Source organism: Bacillus pretiosus (genome assembly GCF_051294775.1).
Taxonomy (GTDB): Bacteria; Bacillota; Bacilli; order Bacillales; family Bacillaceae_G; genus Bacillus_A; species Bacillus_A wiedmannii.
Genome location: NZ_JBPPHF010000004.1, coordinates 53672 through 70636, shown reverse-complemented (window position 1 = coordinate 70636; position 16965 = coordinate 53672). Strand labels below are relative to the sequence as shown.

The 16965-nt window shown below is 34.2% G+C and carries 13 protein-coding genes; 5 read left to right on the top strand and 8 right to left on the bottom strand.

What is annotated here, in order from left to right; all coding sequences use genetic code 11:
- The first annotated feature begins 53 nt into the window (after window positions 1–53).
- Window positions 54–1511: an ArnT family glycosyltransferase gene (locus ACSG5Z_RS20625; RefSeq protein ID WP_435712039.1), complete on the top strand. Its 1458-nt coding sequence runs from the start codon at window positions 54–56 to the stop codon at window positions 1509–1511.
- 59 nt (window positions 1512–1570) lie between these two features.
- Here ACSG5Z_RS20625 and ACSG5Z_RS20620 read toward each other — a convergent pair whose 3' ends face one another.
- Window positions 1571–3010 carry a glycosyltransferase family 39 protein gene (locus ACSG5Z_RS20620; RefSeq protein ID WP_088065071.1) on the bottom strand — a complete coding sequence of 480 codons (1440 nt, stop codon included), beginning with the start codon at window positions 3008–3010 and terminating at the stop codon, window positions 1571–1573.
- 302 nt (window positions 3011–3312) lie between these two features.
- On the opposite strand from ACSG5Z_RS20620, the gene ACSG5Z_RS20615 reads away from it, so the two are divergent.
- Window positions 3313–3696 carry a GtrA family protein gene (locus ACSG5Z_RS20615; RefSeq protein ID WP_000413281.1) on the top strand — a complete coding sequence of 128 codons (384 nt, stop codon included), beginning with the start codon at window positions 3313–3315 and terminating at the stop codon, window positions 3694–3696.
- Window positions 3697–3732: 36 nt separating this feature from the next.
- Window positions 3733–4704, top strand: coding sequence for a glycosyltransferase family 2 protein (locus tag ACSG5Z_RS20610; protein ID WP_001170707.1), 972 nt, complete (start codon window positions 3733–3735; stop codon window positions 4702–4704).
- Window positions 4705–4734: 30 nt separating this feature from the next.
- Here ACSG5Z_RS20610 and ACSG5Z_RS20605 read toward each other — a convergent pair whose 3' ends face one another.
- Entirely contained in the window at window positions 4735–5607 is an 873-nt protein-coding gene (locus ACSG5Z_RS20605; RefSeq protein WP_087981890.1) for a TetR/AcrR family transcriptional regulator, read from the bottom strand.
- Window positions 5608–5900: 293 nt separating this feature from the next.
- On the opposite strand from ACSG5Z_RS20605, the gene ACSG5Z_RS20600 reads away from it, so the two are divergent.
- Window positions 5901–9017 (top strand): efflux RND transporter permease subunit, encoded by a 3117-nt coding sequence (locus ACSG5Z_RS20600; RefSeq protein WP_435712038.1) that lies wholly within the window; start codon window positions 5901–5903, stop codon window positions 9015–9017.
- A 27-nt stretch (window positions 9018–9044) separates the two neighbouring features.
- On the opposite strand, the gene msrB is transcribed toward ACSG5Z_RS20600, so the two are convergent.
- The 6 genes from msrB to lytS form a co-directional block, all read right to left on the bottom strand.
- The gene (msrB, locus tag ACSG5Z_RS20595) at window positions 9045–10010 is read right to left on the bottom strand and encodes a peptide-methionine (R)-S-oxide reductase MsrB (protein WP_087981886.1); all 966 of its coding nucleotides are present in this window, start codon (window positions 10008–10010) and stop codon (window positions 9045–9047) included.
- 96 nt (window positions 10011–10106) lie between these two features.
- The gene (locus ACSG5Z_RS20590) at window positions 10107–11144 is read right to left on the bottom strand and encodes an AI-2E family transporter (RefSeq protein ID WP_098145791.1); all 1038 of its coding nucleotides are present in this window, start codon (window positions 11142–11144) and stop codon (window positions 10107–10109) included.
- Window positions 11145–11472: 328 nt separating this feature from the next.
- Window positions 11473–12165, bottom strand: a complete 693-nt coding sequence (gene lrgB, locus ACSG5Z_RS20585) for an antiholin-like protein LrgB (protein WP_000168869.1) — start codon at window positions 12163–12165, stop codon at window positions 11473–11475.
- A 34-nt stretch (window positions 12166–12199) separates the two neighbouring features.
- The gene (gene lrgA, locus ACSG5Z_RS20580; RefSeq protein ID WP_435712037.1) at window positions 12200–12631 is read right to left on the bottom strand and encodes an antiholin-like murein hydrolase modulator LrgA; all 432 of its coding nucleotides are present in this window, start codon (window positions 12629–12631) and stop codon (window positions 12200–12202) included.
- A 133-nt stretch (window positions 12632–12764) separates the two neighbouring features.
- Window positions 12765–13505, bottom strand: a complete 741-nt coding sequence (locus ACSG5Z_RS20575) for a LytR/AlgR family response regulator transcription factor (protein ID WP_048542820.1) — start codon at window positions 13503–13505, stop codon at window positions 12765–12767.
- On the bottom strand, window positions 13483–15252 hold the full coding sequence (lytS, locus tag ACSG5Z_RS20570) for a two-component system sensor histidine kinase LytS (RefSeq protein WP_435712036.1): 1770 nt from the start codon (window positions 15250–15252) through the stop codon (window positions 13483–13485). Before lytS ends, ACSG5Z_RS20575 begins: the two co-directional genes overlap by 23 nt.
- A gap of 328 nt (window positions 15253–15580) precedes the next feature.
- On the opposite strand from lytS, the gene ACSG5Z_RS20565 reads away from it, so the two are divergent.
- Window positions 15581–16879 (top strand): MFS transporter, encoded by a 1299-nt coding sequence (locus ACSG5Z_RS20565; RefSeq protein WP_001103428.1) that lies wholly within the window; start codon window positions 15581–15583, stop codon window positions 16877–16879.
- Window positions 16880–16965: the final 86 nt, after the last annotated feature.

Genomic DNA, 16965 nt, shown 5'->3' with positions numbered 1-16965 from the left:
TAAAGGGATTTCGTTTTAAAATAAACATACAGTTTGATAAGGAGTTTTTAGTAATGCAACGTACATTCCCCCTAAAGCTTAATATATTTTTTGTAAAGTGCTTATTAGTACTATGTCTAATTATTTCTGCTGCTATAACGTGGCAATCAATAGTCGTAATTCAAGAAAAAACTGACACACATTCCGTTATTATCATCCCGATTATTATTCTAATAGGCCTTCTATTTTTGCTTATTGGCTATATTTCTAATAAGTATATGTCTACATTTATATTTACCGTTTCACTTATTGTTTTAGCTTTTTCTGTTCGATTAATTTGGGTTCTCTACGTTCCAACTCCTATCGAATCGGATTTTTCAGTGATGTACAATAGTGCTATTCAAGCTACTAAAGGCGATTTTAGTTTTGCACAAGATGACTATTATACTTCATGGGTTTATCAACTTGGATTTACAATGTACCAAGCTCTCATTATTAATTTATTCGGTGAAGGGCCTTTCCTTCTAAAACTTTTAAATATAATGTATTGCACAGGAACAACCTTGCTAATTTACAAAATAACTTCATATGTTTTTAATGAATGGTCTGGAAGAATGGCTGGATTACTATATGCATTATATATCCCAAGCATTGTAATGAGCTCATTACTAACGAATCAACATATTGCCACATTCCTATTTTATCTTGGGTTTTATTTATTAATTACAAAAGGCCTAACCCATAAATATATGTGGATTTTTATAGGGATCTCCCTAGCTTTAGGAGATATTATGCGTCCACTTGGCGCTTTAGTTTTGATTGCAGTAGCTCTTTATGTCTTTTTACAAGGTATATTAGGAAAATCAAAACAGGATATTTTAACTTCTATAAAAAAATTGTCTGGGATTTTCATCATTTTTTACCTTGTTCATTACATTATAAGTTCTTCATTTATATCTGCCGGAATTACCCAATATCCGCTATCTAACAGGGATCCTCTCTGGAAATTCACCGTAGGACTTAATCATGAAACAAGAGGTGGATATTCTTCAGCAGATGTAGAATATGTTATGTCCTTTGAGCTCGGAAAAGAACGAGAAGCCGTTGAGAAGAAATTGATTCAAGAGCGACTAGCTGATCCACAAAAGGTTTTATCTTTATTTAGTGATAAATTCACGATTATGTGGGCAGATTATGATTCCGCCCCAGTATGGAGTCTGGCAACACTAAGTAACACAGAGAATGATATGGTTACCTTACAAGACGACCTTAAGACATACGATAAATTTATATATATTACAACTATGTTATTTGGCACGTTAGCAACTTTTTATCTCATACTAACTAAGCAAAACAACACACATTACACACTATTTTTATTATTAATAATTGGCTATATAACGATTCACTTCTTAATCGAATATCAAACAAGATACCGATACTTTATCATCCCTAGCTTTACAATCATTCAAAGTTATGGACTATATGTAGTTTATCGTCTCATGTCTAAAAGAAAGACTACAAAAATATAAGATAAGGCCAAATAAAAAAGGCATGAGCTCGATGCAATACCGAGCTCATGCCTTTTTATTTATATCCTTTTTTTATTGTAAATATGATTAATGCCAAAAGCAGCTAAAAAGATCATAGGTATTGTAGCCGAATAATGATATCTCGGTGCTACTTCTACTATCATTTGTGCCATTGTTAGCCCAATCGTGTATAAACAAATAATGAGAAGTGAAGATTTATTTTTATTTTTTATAGCTACTAACGCCCCGAACAGTGAAGTAGCTAGTAAAAAGTAATAGAAAACATTAGAAATTATAGTATATCGTACTTTATGATCCATAATTGGATCTGCATATTTAACAGCTTGATCATCGTTCCCTAAAAAGATAATAAATTTATCATACATTAGTTTCCCGAAATCTATATCATCGTTTTTTATTCTCTTTTTCGCTTCTTCAAGCATTTGCTTTTGAACGTCCTGAGCACTCCATCCTGGTTGACCACTATAATGATATAGTAATGCTGAATCTCCTGGATTCCATGTTCCTGAAGCTCCCTTATTAAATCCTACATGAATATTGTATCCCGGCACCGTTGCTATCTCTTCACCTAAACGTAATGTTACATAATGATTTACCGCCGAAGACATCATTAAGTATCCAATAATGATAACCCCTACATATGCCACCTTATTAATAAGTAGCTTTTTATTCCCAATATGCTTTGTATCTATAATAAACATCCATATTGCTAGGGCTATAATTGGCACTGCTGCAATTGGTCTTGCCATATTTATTAATACAAGTAATGCAGCTACTAGAATTGAATACATAAGAACCTTTGCAATCGTTATATTTTCAATTTTATCATAAACAATTATCATAATTGCCCAGGCTAATAACAGTATTGTACAATACAACGGTTCTGAAAGTGCAAACATGTTATACATCGTTTGTGATGGCAAGAGAATCCATAAAACACTTGCTGTTATCGCTGTTCTCACTCCACCAATTCTTCTAGCTATAAAATATATTAATCCCATCGATATTGTAGTTAAAACAACATTAATAATTGGCGGAATCATAAAGTTTGCCCCAAATATTTTCAGGAAGATACTTAAGAATGAAGCATACCCAAAAATATGTGGAAATAATGCAACATATCTATCATGAATAACAAAGTTGTCACCTAATGCTTTTGCCGTATTAAAAAAGGCTTCATAATCACCAATCGGATCAATCTTATATGTAAGAATCCACGCTGTTTTCACTGCTACACAAATAATTAGCAGTACAAAAAAACATATTTTTTCATTTACTCTTTCAAGGTATAGCGATCCACTGCTAAGTATAAAGTTTCCAATTGTACATAATAATAAAACTCCAACTAATATCATTACATAATTATATTTTTGAGTATCTGAAAAATAATCAAAAATTAATATTGCAACGAAAAAGCTATAAATGCCGTATATGGCACGTGTAGAAAAGGTTGAAAACAATCCAGAAAAACGTTCCAAAAAAACTCACTCCTTAACATATTTATATGGGAAAACATTATATTTCCTAAAAAAATTACACTACCAGCTACTATACATTAATATTATCATGATTTCCATGTTTGCTTTTATATTTCCTAGTATACCAATTTAAAATAATCATTTTTATTATGAACAGATTTATTTTATATCCTAAAATGATATCTACCCAAAACTTATAACATATTAGCATAAACTATGATATAATTGATAGTTGTTATGTACGAATAACCTTTTTACATTCCTGTTTTATTTATATATTTTATAAAGTTGAGGATACTATTATGGAGAAACTCTTAAAGTTTGGTTTAGTAGGGATCTTTAATACACTCATTACAATTATTAGCTTTTGGATATTATTAAAATTCGGGATGAACTACCTTATTGCGAATACCATTGCCTATTTAATTGGTGTTGCCAATAGCTACTATTGGAATAAAAATTGGGTGTTTAAACCTAATAATAAAAGCACGTCAATGTTCTTTAAATTTCTAACTGTAAATTTAATTGTATTGGCTTTTAATACATTATGTTTATTTATATTAGTAGATAAACTTACTTTTAATGCATTAATTGCACAGATCTTCGCAATTGGTGTCGGAATGGTTATAAACTTTGTCCTTAATAAAATTTGGACATTCAACCAAACCGAAAAGGCTACTAATTAAACTTGAACAACTTATTAAAAATACGGAGGATACAACATGCAAAAATTAATTTCGGTTGTAGTTCCTATGTACTTCGAGGAAGAAGTAGCACAGGAATGTTATAACCGTTTAAAGTCCGTTATGCTTCAAAATGATATTAATTACGAGTTTGTCTTTGTAAACGACGGTAGTACAGACCGTACAATGGAAATCTTATCTGAGATTGCAGCAAATGATTACCGTACAAAAATCGTTAATTTTGCACGTAACTTTGGACACCAAATAGCCGTTACAGCTGGTATTGCTGCTGCAAAAGGTGACGCTATTGTAATTATCGATGCAGACTTACAAGATCCACCTGAAGTTATTCCTGAACTTATTGCAAAATGGGAAGAAGGATATGAAGTTGTTTATGCGAAACGTAAACAACGTAAAGGTGAAACTTGGTTTAAACTTTTAACAGCTAAATATTTCTATAAATTCTTAAACTACATGTCTGATATCGATATCCCAAAAGATACTGGTGATTTCCGAATCATCGATCGCAAAGTAGCTGATGTTTTCAATCAAATGACTGAACGAAATCGCTTCATCCGCGGTATGATGTCTTGGGTTGGATTCCGTCAAACGTATGTTGAATATGAACGCGATGAGCGCTTTGCTGGTGAAACAAAATATCCATTAAAGAAAATGATTAAATTTGCATCAGATGGCATTATTGCATTTTCAACAAAACCATTACGTATCGTTATGACTTTAGGCTTATTATCAGTTCTTATTTCAATAATCGTCTTACTATATACAATTACTGTAAAAATTATTGGCACTGGTACGCAAACAGGTTGGGCATCTATTATGGTTGCTATTACATTCTTTAGCGGTATTCAGTTACTTGGTCTAGGAATCGTTGGCCAATATATTGCTCGTATTTATGACGAGAGTAAAAACCGTCCGATTTATATCGTAAAAGAAACAATCAATATTGAGCAAGAAGAGACTACACAAACAAAAGAAAAAGTGAATGCATAATAAAAAAGGTAACAATGAAAACCATCATTGTTACCTTTTTATATTGTAATACCCCATAATCCTCAAACGAAATTCTTTTAAATTTGGATATATCTCTAAATTAGATAACATTCCCTGAATGACCGGTATCCTTGGATTTTGCAATCTCATTTCTGCCTCCAAAACATCTAATGTAACAAGCAATTCCTCATCTTCTAGTTGATCAGCTAATGTGCGTTTAAAAACAATAATTTCTTTTAAAAAGTGTTCCTTAACCTGCTCCTTAATAAGCTCTGATTTGCAAAGAAATTTCCCAAGCTTTTCTTCATGTAACACAGGTTCTTCCGAAGATTCTACCAATCCATCTACTAAATCATCTACTCTTTTCAAAATAAAAGCAGAAACGTAAGATAAGTCAATTTCTGGTGCTTGTAAAATGATTAGTTCTAAATATCCACGGCATATGCCTTCTACCATAATGACTAAATCTAATAAATAAGGCATAACCTTTTCACCATAAATAGACAATAAACTATTCCGATAAAATGCGTGAGACTCTAACTTCATCCTCATCATAAACTCTTCTACTTCTTTATTAAAAGGTATAGCATTTTCCCTCGCATGCATAATAATAAATTCTTTATGCTTTTGTATATCGTTAAACTGACAACGCAATTGCTTTGCAAATTTTTCACGCGGCAATAACGATTCATTTTCAATATCCAGCATTTTATTTTGAATCTTGTCATAGTAATATCGAAGTGTTGCTAATAAAAGCTCATCTTTCGATTTAAAGTATAAATAGAAAGCTCCCTTAGATATGCCACAAGCTGTCACAATTTCCTGTACTGATGTCGCATTTACACCCTTAGTCGCAAATAACTTCATAGCCATCTCTATAATTAAGCGCTCTTTTTCTTTCATATCATGTCTCTCCTAAATTTAATCTCGCATCTTATTATGAATTTATCCCGCATTAACGGGCAGTAAGCCCCCCGCCTCAAAATTCAGCGAAAGCAAAGAAGTTAGGTGGGGGGCTCAACTGCCCGTAAAAGCCCGATTGGTTCAACTAATAATCAGTGGTGATGAAAAAATCCCCACTGATTAAAGTTTCACTTTATTATACCATCCCTTTTCATTGACGACTGACCAATCAGTCAGTTATATTATGTATTAGACTGACCAGTTGGTCAATACAATACAAAGGGAGCGCAAACATGAACAAAATTATTAATTTCTCGTTAAAAAATAAGTTCGCAGTTTGGCTACTAACCATTATTGTTACCATTGCAGGTATTTATTCTGGGCTGAATATGAAGCTGGAAACAATTCCTGATATTACAACACCTGTTGTAACAGTAACTACGGTTTATCCTGGTGCTACACCAGAAGAAGTAGCTGACAAAGTTTCAAAACCGATGGAAGAGCAACTACAAAATTTAAGTGGTGTAAACGTTGTTAGTTCATCATCTTATCAAAACGCATCTTCTATTCAGATAGAATATGATTTTGATAAAAATATGGAAAAGGCTGAAACAGAAATTAAAGAAGCTCTCACAAATGTGAAACTCCCAGAAGGTGTAAAAGACCCGAAAGTTTCACGTGTAAACTTCAATGCCTTTCCAGTTATTTCGTTAAGCGTAGCAAGTAAAAATGAATCTTTATCTGCCTTAACTGAAAATGTAGAAAAAAATGTTGTTCCCGGATTAAAAGGACTTGATGGGGTCGCATCTGTTCAAATTTCAGGTCAACAAGTAGATGAAGTACAACTTGTCTTCAAGAAAGATAAGATGAAAGAATTAGGTTTAAGTGAAGATACTGTAAAAAATGTAATTAAAGGATCGGACGTATCTTTACCACTTGGCTTATATACATTTAAAGACACAGAAAAATCAGTTGTTGTAGATGGAAATATTACAACAATGAAAGCATTGAAAGAATTAAAGATCCCAGCTATACCTTCATCACCGAGCGGTCAAGGTAGTCAAAACGCTGGAGCTGGTACACAAACACCGCAAATGAATCCAGCGGCTATGAACGGGATTCCGACAGTTACATTAGATGAAATTGCTGACATTAAAGAAGTCGGAAAAGCAGAATCTATTTCTCGAACAAATGGAAAAGAAGCAATTGGAATTCAAATTGTGAAAGCTGCTGACGCGAATACTGTTGATGTTGTAAATGCAGTGAAAGATAACGTAAAAGACCTTGAGAAAAAATATAAAGACTTAGAGATTATTTCAACATTCGACCAAGGTGCACCGATTGAGAAATCAGTAGAAACAATGCTGAGCAAAGCTATTTTTGGTGCTATATTTGCGATTGTTATTATTATGCTGTTCCTAAGAAATATCCGAACAACATTAATCTCTGTCGTTTCCATACCACTTTCTTTATTAATTGCTGTATTAGTCATAAAACAAATGGATATTACGCTTAATATTATGACACTTGGAGCAATGACAGTCGCTATTGGACGCGTTGTTGATGATTCCATTGTTGTTATTGAAAATATTTACCGACGAATGTCGTTATCAGAAGAGAAACTGCGCGGAAAAGATTTAATTCGTGAAGCTACGAAGGAAATGTTTATCCCAATTATGTCTTCTACCATTGTAACAATTGCTGTATTCTTACCGCTTGGACTAGTAAAAGGTATGATTGGTGAAATGTTCTTACCATTTGCCTTAACTATCGTCTTCGCTTTATTAGCATCGTTACTAGTAGCAGTTACAATCGTGCCGATGTTAGCTCACTCTTTATTTAAAAAAGAGAGCATGAGGGAAAAAGAAGTACATCATGAAGAAAAACCAAGTAAATTAGCAAACGGGTATAAACGCATACTTGCATGGGCTTTAAATCATAAAATCATCACATCAAGCATTGCTGTCCTTCTATTAGTTGGTAGTCTTGCACTTGTGCCAATTATCGGTGTAAGTTTCTTACCATCTGAAGAAGAAAAAATGATTATTACAACGTACAACCCTGAACCAGGTCAAACGTTAGAAGATGTTGAAAAAATTGCAACGAAAGCTGAGAAGCACTTCCAAGATAATAAAGACGTCAAAACAATTCAATTCTCATTAGGTGGCGAAAACCCAATGAGTCCTGGTCAATCAAATCAAGCAATGTTCTTCGTGCAATATGATAACGACACGAAAAACTTCGAAAAAGAAAAAGAGCAAGTCGTTAAAGATTTACAGAAGATGTCTGGAAAAGGCGAATGGAAAAACCAAGACTTCGGAGCGAGTGGCGGTAGTAATGAAATTAAACTATACGTTTACGGAGATAGCTCGGAAGACATTAAACCTATTGTCAAAAATATTCAAAATATCATGAAGAAAAATAAAGACTTAAAGGATATTGACTCTAGTATTGCAAAAACGTATGCAGAGTACACTTTAGTCGCAGATCAGGAAAAACTAAGTAAAATGGGTCTAACAGCTGCACAAATCGGAATGGGACTTTCTAATCAACATGATCGACCTGTTCTTACAACAATTAAAAAAGACGGTAAAGATGTCAACGTATATGTCGAAGCTGAAAAACAAAATTATGCAACAATCGATGACTTAACAGATCGTAAAATTACAACGCCACTTGGTACTGAAGTGGCTGTGAAAGATGTTATGACTGTAAAAGAAGGGGAAACTTCGAATACAGTGAAACACCGCGATGGCCGTGTTTATGCAGAAGTAAGTGCAAAACTAACATCTGATGACGTTTCAAAAGCATCTGCCGCTGTTCAAAAAGAAGTAGATAAAATGGATCTTCCTTCCGGTGTAGATGTTTCTATGGGCGGTGTTACAAAAGATATTGAAGAATCATTCAAGCAACTTGGCTTAGCGATGTTAGCTGCGATTGCCATTGTATACTTCGTTCTTGTCGTTACGTTTGGCGGTGCCCTTGCACCATTCGCAATTTTATTCTCGCTACCATTCACAATTATCGGAGCTCTTGTTGCCTTATTAATCTCTGGTGAAACGTTAAGTGTCTCTGCAATGATTGGTGCACTTATGTTAATCGGTATCGTTGTAACAAACGCAATCGTGCTTATCGACCGTGTTATTCATAAAGAAAATGAAGGTCTATCAACACGTGAAGCTTTATTAGAGGCTGGTGCTACACGCCTTCGCCCTATTTTAATGACTGCAATTGCAACAATCGGTGCTCTTATCCCACTTGCATTAGGATTTGAAGGTAGCGGCTTAATTTCTAAAGGACTTGGTGTAACAGTAATTGGTGGATTAACAAGTTCAACGTTATTAACACTTCTTATTGTTCCAATCGTTTATGAAGTATTAAGCAAGTTCAAAAAGAAAAAAGCAAAATAATAAAAAATAACCTCGCAGTTAGCGAGGTTATTTTTTATTCCCAAATACGACTAGAAAATCACCATATCCTTCTTTCTCTAATTCCTCTTTTCGGATAAATCGAAGGGCTGCGGAATTAATACAGTAACGAAGACCATTTGGTCCTGGGCCATCCGGGAATACATGGCCTAGATGTGAATCTCCCTCTTTGCTTCTCACTTCCGTACGCGTCATATTATGACTGACATCCATTTTTTCTTTCACACTTGCTGACATAACTGGCTTTGTAAAACTAGGCCATCCACACCCGCTATCAAATTTATCTAAAGAAGTAAATAGCGGTTCACCTGAGACGATATCTACATAAAGTCCTTCTTCTTTATGATTCCAATATTCATTTTGAAAGGGTGGCTCAGTTCCATTTTCCTGTGTTACATAAAACTGCATCTCATTGAGTTTTTCTTTTAAATGAGTATTATCTTTTGGCCAATGTTGTTTAATAAAAGCATCTCTTCCCGATCCTTTACGGTATAACTCATAGCGGAATGTATTTTTCTTATGATATCCTTGGTGATAGTCTTCAGCTGGATAAAACGTAGCTGCTGGTAATATTTTTGTAGCAATTGGTTTTGAAAAGCGTCCACTCTTTGCAAGCTCTTCTTTTGAAGCCTCTGCTTTTTTATGTTGTTCTTCATTGTGATAAAAAATTACTGTTTCGTAAGACTGTCCACGATCGTGAAATTGTCCTCCTATATCAGTCGGATCAATTTGTCTCCAATATATATTTAATAACTCTTCATATGGCATTTTATTTGCATCAAATGTAATTTGTACTGCCTCATAATGTCCCGTCGTTTCTGAACATACTTCTTTATATGTTGGACTCTCTTTATGACCACCTGTATAACCAGAAATAACCTTTATAATTCCTTCCATCTCTTCAAATGGCGAAACCATACACCAGAAGCACCCTCCAGCAAATGTAGCTAACTCTACCTTTTCATTTACAGCCATTATTTCACCCCTATTCTATCTTCTGCTTACAGTATGGCATAAAAAACATCATGTTATAAAAGAAAAAGCATCGAACATCGATGCTTTTTCTTTACTTCACCTTATTTTTTTGGCTTCATTCTCCATTTCATCACTTGTCACATCTAAGACATCTAATAAGAAAATGAAAATTGGAATACCGATAATTAATCCCCATACACCTAAGAAGTGTTCTGAGAAGATTAATACCATAAATGTATAGAAGATCGGTAAGTTTGTTTTTTGCGACATGAACTTCGGATTTAACACGTAACTTTCAAGCGCATGAATTACTGTTACGATAATTAAAATATAAACAACGTACATAATACCGCCAATATTGTAAGCAATCATACAAAGCGGGAATAACGAAATGATAACCCCAGCTACTGGAATTAAACCGAGTAAGAAGATCATTAACGCTAAACCTAATAATTGCGGGAATCCTAATATCCATAGTGCAATAACGGATAAAACACAGTTAACAACTGCAATTAAAAATTGTGCTTCGATTACTTTTCCGAATGAACGTGCAAATTTCTTACCGAAGTACTCAATTTCAGTATAGAAAATTGCAAGTCGGCTTTCTTTAAATTTTGCAGTAAAAGCAACGATCCGAGCTTTCTCCAATAAGAAAAATAAACTTAAAATTAAAGAAAGTAACACTTGAAGGCCAAATTTCCCAACATTCGTAATCGATTTATACAAAATGTCAACGCCTTGTCCTACATATTTCGAAAGTTCCATATGATTGACAGCATTAACTGCATACTTAATTAATTCACTATCCGGTGGGTTTCTTAAAAATACGTTAAATTGATAAATCAATTGTGAAATTTGTATCGTCAATACTGGTAAATATTTAAATAGCGTAATAGCAATTCCACCAATTAACATTACATATAGAAACGCTATAATAATTTTTCGGTTAATGGGCATGAAATGATCTAATTTGCGAGAAATAAACTTTTGGAATCGATCCATTAAATATGTGAGAATAAACGTAATTAAAATTAAATTCAACATACTTTGCAGCCCGTATAACACGAGAGCAAGTATTACTAATACGAGAAACCTCTGAAATCCTTTGCTTTGAAACAGGTTTTTTATTTGCATAATCGACGAGTACTCTCTCCTGTCCTATAAAGTAAAACGTTAATAAGTAGATTTTTTCTCTCTTCTCTACCTTTAATTATTCATTCATATAAAGATTTTTATAAGCTTATTATAGATCTCTCTTAGCAGATCCTATAGTAGCTTACTTCTTATTTTACAATACAATGACCTAATTCAAAACGTATTCTACACAGTATTAATGAAGATTTAAGGAAACTTACATTTTATTAACATAGGTCTTACCACTACTGTAACATAAAAAGCAAGCTATCAGTAGAAATCTGTCCTACAAATAGCTTGCTTTTCTCGTTTTTTTAAGTAAGTTTTACTATCCAATGAATGGCATAAACATCGGTATGACAACTACAGTTACAACCCCAACTACTGTTACAGCAATACTTGCCATAGCTGCCTCTACTTCACCCATTTCAATTCCTACTGCCACTCCTAATGCGTGACCTGCTGTTCCAAGTGCTAAACCTTTTGCAATTGGATGCTTTACTCTAAATGTTTTTAAGAATAATGCTCCTAATGCGTATACAATAACTGCGTTAAAAATAACTGCAAACGATGTAATTGCTGGTATACCACCAATACTTTCAGAGATCGGTAACGCAATTGCTGTTGTTGCTGCTTGTGGTAACATTGAATTCATTACTGCTGTATCTAGACCAATTGCTTTTGCAACAATGAACACGACAATTACTGAGCAAATAGATCCAACCACGATAGCCGATAAAATTTGCCACCAATATTTTTTTAACTTATCCACTTGTTTATATAATGGAATTGCAAACGCGATTGTTGCTGGTTCTAAGAAGAAGCTAATCATTTTTCCGCCAGTATTATATTCTTCAAAAGTAAAGTTACCTACTTTTAGAAAGACAATCCCTAATACCATCGCTACGAATAATGGTGTGAATAAGAAGAATCCTTTTGAATGCTTAAATAATAATGTTCCGATTCCGTATGCGATTAATGAAACGACGATTCCGAAATATGGAGTCATTGTGCTTGCCATGTTCATTCCCTCCTAGCAATATATACTAAATTGGTTACGCAACTTTTCCGTGCTTGCGTCCTTTATTTACTACTTTCAATTCTTTCGTATCTTCTATTTCTTTATCGTCTTTTCCTAAAATAAATTGTGCAAATAATCCTGTTACAGCGAGTAAAATAATTGTTGCGACAACAATTACAGTTAAAATTTGTACAAAATATTGTCCCATTACACCGAGAGAATTAATAACCGAAATACCTGATGGAACGAAAAGGAATCCGATAATACCTGTTAAAGCCGTTCCGAGTGATTCAACTTGTTCCAATTTAATAACTTTTAAACATAATAGGCTAAATAAAATAACTAATCCGATCACCGATGAAGGCATCGGAATTGGTAAATGCGTTGCAATAATATTAGAAACTAACATAATAGCTGAAAATATGAATGCTTGTGATAAGAAACTATATACTTTGTTCGTACTCATTTTGGCCACCTCTTTCGATTTGGTACCTTTATTGTATAAGATAAAAACAAAACTGTAAGCGTTTTCATAGTGGAACGTCAAATATACAAAATTAGTTACAAAAATAGGCAGATGAAATGCAAAAAGCTACTTCTTAAATACGAAGTAGCTTTTTGAGTTCTTTTGCATATGTACGGCTAACAGGTACTTTTGATCCTTCTTTCATAATTAAATTATATGTAGAATTGAACCATGGTTGTATTTCCGTAATATGATTAATATTTGCAATAAAACTACGATGGACACGCATAAAACTTGCTTGTGGCAACTTCTTTTCCAAAATTACAAGTGTATCGTGTGTTACATACGTTTCTCTCATTGTTTTTACTGTCACTTTTCCATCCACAAGTCCTACATATATAATATCTTCAATATTCACAAGTACAATCGATTCCTCAATTGGTAATGCTAATTTATGCATCTCGGTCGTTACGTCTACACTCTTTACCTCTTGATTTGTTTCTAATTTTATTTGTTTTTGCTTTTTATATTTCTTTAATGTCTGTACGATACGTTCTTCATCAAATGGTTTTAAAATGTAGTCTAACGCGTCTACTTCAAATGCTTGCAGCGCATATTGATCATAGGCAGTAGCAAACACAATTGCAGGAGGATTTTTCATCTTCTTTAATATATTTGCGATTTCAAATCCGTTATCATCAGATAGCTGAATGTCTAGGAAAACAATATCTGGTTTGTTTTTCATTAATTCCTCTAATGCATCCTCTACACAATCCGCCTCACCAATTATCTCTACTTCTTTCGTTTGCTCTAATAAATACTTCAATTCATCACGTGCTAACATTTCATCGTCAACTACTAATACTTTTAACACTCCGTTCTTCCTCCCCTATTTTTTTAGGAATAACAAAAGTAATCTCTGTCCCCTCATTTAATTCACTTTCAATTTGAAGCATTGTCTCTTTCCCAAATAACCCGATAAGTCGTTCATTAATATTATATAAAGCTGTTCCAGTCCCTTTCTTTGACGACACTACCATTTTTCCTAATTGTTCTAAGCGTTCTTCCTCAATTCCTTGTCCATTATCTTTTACTTCGAAGTGAACCATGCCCCCTTTTTCAAAAACATGCACTTCTACTTCGCATACTGGCTGTTTCTTCGGAAAAGCATGTCGCAACGCATTTTCAACCAACAGTTGAAGAACAAATGGTGGTACTAATGTTGTCTTTAACTCTTCCTCAATATACATCTTTACTTCATACTTATTTGGGAATCTTGCTTGTTCTAGTGATAGGTATGCCTGTACATGGTTTAATTCTTGTTCTAGTGGAATCAACAACTGACGTGCCCCTTGCAAATTACAACGGAAATACACGCTAAGCTGCAATAATAACTTCCTTGCCTTTTCTACATCTGTTCGGCATAAAGCTGATACGGTATTAATTGCATTAAATAAAAAATGCGGATTGATTTGTGCTTGTAACGCTTTTATTTCGGCATCTTGCAATAACTTACTTTGTAACTCTGCTTCACCTAACTCAAGCTGCGTGGAAAATATTTTTGCTAATCCTTCTGCAAGTTCCTCTTCAACACGACTTAACTGGTTAGGGTTCTTGAAATACAGTTTTAATGTCCCTATCGTATTTTCATGTGAAGTTAATGGAATAACAATAGCTGCTTGCAAAGGACAGCCTTCATGTTGGCAATTAATAACCTCACGTGATTTCGCTTTCATTATTTTCCCTGTATGTAAAACCTCTTTCGATAAACCTGTTATTAAACTGTGTGAAGGAATATGATGATCTGATGCCAATCCAACGTGAGCTAATATTTTCTCTGTATCTGTTAAGGATACCGCATCCGTTCCCGTAAAACGGTGAATAATTTGTGCCACATGTTTACAAGACTCTTCTGTTAATCCCCTGCGAAAATATGGTAATGTCTTATCAGCAATTCGTAATACTTTATGCGTTTGCAGAGCTTTCGCGTTTTCTTCCTGACGCAAAATAGCTTGTATCATTGAAAGTAAAATAAAACTTCCGAAACTATTTACAAGGATCATTGGTATCGCAATTGTTTTCACGATACTAGTTCCATCCTCTACAATTAATAAGATTATAATCATTTCTAAAGAAACAATAAACACGCTTAAAACCGCTGAAAATTTAGGCGTAATTGCATGATTATATTTTTTGAAAATGTGTCCAATATACCCAGTTATAACACCTGCTAAAATTGAAGAGATTGCACAACTTAGCGCTGTCGTCCCGCCAAGCATATAACGGTGAATACCAGCAATCGATCCTACTCCAATTCCGACGATAGGACCACCAAGCAATCCACTAATTCCAACACCCATAATACGTGTATTCGCAATTGTACTAGATGACGAAACACCTTGTAGCCAATTTTCATTCATAATTGTATTCCCCGCAATTTCAATTCCCGTGTAATTGCTGACAATTGTAAACACTGAAAAAATACAAATAAGCTTAAGCTTATCTACATACCCATCTTGTCTATGAAGAAGGCGCCTGAACGTTCTAATATGAGAAAGTAAAAATCCTAAAATAACAATAAGTCCGACACGTTCAATCATCATAAGTACTAAATTTAGCATCTGTGATTCATTCCTTTTTATATGAGTTAGTTTTATTATGGGAAAATAATGAAGTGGGCGTCAAGAAGAATGCAATATCTTTTGAAATATTTTACACATAACTATCCCCTCTTTATTTGACAACCTAATAGAAGAGTGCTAAAAATAAAGTAATATAATACAGTCCTTTAACCCAACCCCGTGAGGTTGAGAAGGAAGTCGGAATATACTATACGTATGGTCTTTTTTAGAGATACGTATGCTTTTTTGGCCTTCTCATCATATCAGGTGAGAAGGCCTTTTGTTATTCTTCCATAGCGACTGTAGAAGAAAATAAGGAGGAGTAATGATGAACGTTACTACTGATGTACAATCAACAACAGAGGAAACGAAGGAGAAAAGATATAAAACATTGTTTGGTTCTGCGCTAGGATATGCAGCAGAAGGTTTAGATATGTTGCTCTTATCTTTCGTACTGGTCTACATTTTAAAAGAATTTCATTTGAGCCCTGTTGAAGGTGGAAACTTGACATTAGCTACCACAATAGGAATGCTAATCGGGTCTTATTTATTTGGATTTATTGCTGATTTATTTGGGCGTATCCGTACGATGGCCTTCACAATCTTACTATTTTCACTCGCAACAGCACTTATTTATTTCGCAACAGATTATTGGCAATTATTAATTCTTCGCTTTTTAGTTGGAATGGGAGTTGGTGGTGAATTCGGGATTGGAATGGCCATCGTAACTGAAACATGGTCTAAAGAAATGCGCGCTAAGGCGACATCCGTTGTTGCACTTGGATGGCAATTTGGCGTACTAGTCGCTTCACTCCTTCCAGCATTTATCGTCCCGCATTTCGGATGGAGAGCTGTTTTCTTATTTGGACTCATTCCCGCTTTATTAGCTGTTTACGTCCGCAAAAGTTTAAGTGAACCGAAAATATGGGAACAAAAACAACGATACAAAAAAGAATTGTTACAAAAAGAAGCTGAAGGTAATTTAACAACTACCGAGGCAGAACAACTAAAGCAAATGAAAAAGTTCCCACTTCGAAAGTTATTTGCCAATAAAAAAGTAACGATAACAACAATCGGTCTTATTATTATGTCATTCATCCAGAACTTCGGATATTATGGAATTTTCACATGGATGCCAACTATTTTAGCGAATAAATATAACTACACATTAGCAAAAGCGAGCGGTTGGATGTTCATCTCTACAATTGGCATGCTAATTGGAATTGCAACTTTTGGTATTCTAGCTGATAAAATTGGTCGCCGTAAAACTTTTACAATCTATTATGTCGGTGGTACTATATACTGTCTCATTTACTTCTTCTTATTCACAGACTCAACATTATTGTTATGGGGAAGTGCATTGCTTGGATTCTTTGCCAATGGCATGATGGGAGGATTCGGGGCAGTTTTAGCCGAAAACTATCCTGCTGAAGCTCGCTCTACAGCAGAAAACTTTATTTTCGGTACAGGACGTGGTTTAGCTGGATTTGGGCCTGTTATTATCGGCTTACTTGCTGCAGGTGGTAATTTAATGGGAGCATTATCTCTCATCTTCATTATCTATCCAATCGGTTTAGTTACGATGTTATTATGTGTTCCAGAGACGAAAGATAAAGTATTAGAATAGATTAAAAATGTACAGAGTATGAACAGTAGTTAAATAAATAGCAAAGAGGAAGCATCTCAAATGAAATGCTTCCTCTTCTTATATAA

What these genes read in the sequence shown, in the direction of transcription:
- lrgA (WP_435712037.1), bottom strand. Translation starts at nt 12,631, where the DNA reads ATGAGTACGAACAAAGTATATAGTTTCTTATCACAAGCATTCATATTT.
- ACSG5Z_RS20615 (WP_000413281.1), top strand. Translation starts at nt 3,313, where the DNA reads ATGGAGAAACTCTTAAAGTTTGGTTTAGTAGGGATCTTTAATACACTC.
- ACSG5Z_RS20610 (WP_001170707.1), top strand. Translation starts at nt 3,733, where the DNA reads ATGCAAAAATTAATTTCGGTTGTAGTTCCTATGTACTTCGAGGAAGAA.
- ACSG5Z_RS20600 (WP_435712038.1), top strand. Translation starts at nt 5,901, where the DNA reads ATGAACAAAATTATTAATTTCTCGTTAAAAAATAAGTTCGCAGTTTGG.
- msrB (WP_087981886.1), bottom strand. Translation starts at nt 10,010, where the DNA reads ATGGCTGTAAATGAAAAGGTAGAGTTAGCTACATTTGCTGGAGGGTGC.
- ACSG5Z_RS20605 (WP_087981890.1), bottom strand. Translation starts at nt 5,607, where the DNA reads ATGAAAGAAAAAGAGCGCTTAATTATAGAGATGGCTATGAAGTTATTT.
- ACSG5Z_RS20625 (WP_435712039.1), top strand. Translation starts at nt 54, where the DNA reads ATGCAACGTACATTCCCCCTAAAGCTTAATATATTTTTTGTAAAGTGC.
- ACSG5Z_RS20565 (WP_001103428.1), top strand. Translation starts at nt 15,581, where the DNA reads ATGAACGTTACTACTGATGTACAATCAACAACAGAGGAAACGAAGGAG.
- ACSG5Z_RS20590 (WP_098145791.1), bottom strand. Translation starts at nt 11,144, where the DNA reads ATGCAAATAAAAAACCTGTTTCAAAGCAAAGGATTTCAGAGGTTTCTC.
- lytS (WP_435712036.1), bottom strand. Translation starts at nt 15,252, where the DNA reads ATGCTAAATTTAGTACTTATGATGATTGAACGTGTCGGACTTATTGTT.
- lrgB (WP_000168869.1), bottom strand. Translation starts at nt 12,165, where the DNA reads ATGGCAAGCACAATGACTCCATATTTCGGAATCGTCGTTTCATTAATC.